Raw genomic sequence first — 1,475 nt, 5'->3', positions numbered from 1 at the left:
TCCCTTGAGAAAAGGATTTCTCTTCCATCCGGAGACCAAACTGGGTAATCAGATGCAGCATTGGATGCCACTTTTGTTAACTTCTCAGCTTCCAGGGTATCAGCTGCTACGATATTTGATGCCATAAATAATAATACAGTATAAATTATTGATAGATATAACACTCTTGGATTAATTTTCATTGTATTCCCCTCAATTCAACCAGTATAATTACTCTTATTTTCCTTAGTCTCAGTACTACCTTTTTGTTTCAATTGTAAAATTAAACACGGTTTTGAGACAGTCTGTTAATTATGCGTTTTCCATCTATTTCGTGAAAATTAACATTATCGGGCACACTCACTTATATATATTTAAATCTTACGATATTATTTATATAACCCTATAAAAAAAATAATAATTGGAAATTTGATTACAAAATGTAAAAAATAATACAAAAAAATAAAAATAAATAGTAATTTTTGATAAAATATGCACTATAAATGGAAAAATACAATCCGACTTTTGTAATTTTCCTTTTAATATTTTTTTTACGCGCTCCTTTTTTCTGAAAAATGTCCCTAACTACTCAAAAGTGTAATTTGAATCTTTTCCTACTTATTCGGTTTTTTGTCTTAATTTGGAACTTCCGGCAGCCATTTCCTTAAGCTCCAGTTGAGACAGTAACTGCAAATTTTCAAATAATTCTCCTAAAAACAACGACAGAAAAACTGTTATTTTTTGAAGGTACCTGCAAAAATCAGTTTAATCTAACAGACATAAATTAAGTGATGTAGCTCAACCTAATAGGCACAAGTTAAGTGATGTGAGTTCAGTTATTTGAACACAAATAAACGTAACTCTTAGGTCTGGCAAAACAAAGCAAGTTTAGCATTTTGACATGTCTGAAAAATAATCCCCCCATACCCTCTAGCTTTGACCTTTTATATCTTTTAATTCAAAATGTTCATTTTTTGGAAACCGTAATATATCCAGATATAGTTTTTGTGCTACTTCCTTTCGCATTCTTCACTGTTAAGCTAACAGTATATTTTCCTGCTTTACTGTATGTGTGTGCAGGACTCTTTGCTGTTGAATATGTTCCGTCTCCGAAGCTCCATTTCCATGAAGTAGGTAAACCTGCACTTTTGTCAGTAAACTGTACCTTCAATGGGGCTTTTCCTGAAGTTGGGGATGCAGAAAATGAAGCAACTGGTTTTACAGGAGCGGCATTTACAGTTATGTAATTCTTTATTGTTTTCGTACTTGTTCCAGCCGTATTCTTTACTGTTAAGCTAACAGTATATTTTCCTGCTTTACTGTAGGTATATGCAGGATTCTTCAATGTTGAAGTTTTTCCATCTCCAAAAGTCCACTTCCATGAAGTTGGACTATTGGTACTTTTATCAGTAAATGTTACTTTCAAAGGAGCATTTCCTGAGGTTGGAGATGCAGAAAATGAAGCAACTGGTTTTACAGGAGCGGCATTTACAGTT

General features: G+C 32.9%; 2 protein-coding genes. Both read right to left on the bottom strand.

Features of this window, described 5'->3' with window-relative positions; all coding sequences use genetic code 11:
- The coding region (locus tag ASJ81_RS12530) for a hypothetical protein (RefSeq protein WP_212556074.1) at window positions 1-182 on the bottom strand (182 nt) is incomplete at its 3' end.
- 764 nt (window positions 183-946) lie between these two features.
- Window positions 947-1,475: PKD domain-containing protein (locus ASJ81_RS12525; RefSeq protein ID WP_141241710.1), on the bottom strand; the 529-nt coding region annotated here is incomplete at its 5' end.

It is taken from the genome of Methanosarcina spelaei (assembly GCF_002287235.1).
Lineage (GTDB): Archaea > Halobacteriota > Methanosarcinia > Methanosarcinales > Methanosarcinaceae > Methanosarcina > Methanosarcina spelaei.
Note: the sequence above shows the minus strand (reverse complement) of the source record. Positions and strands in the feature narration are given on the sequence as shown.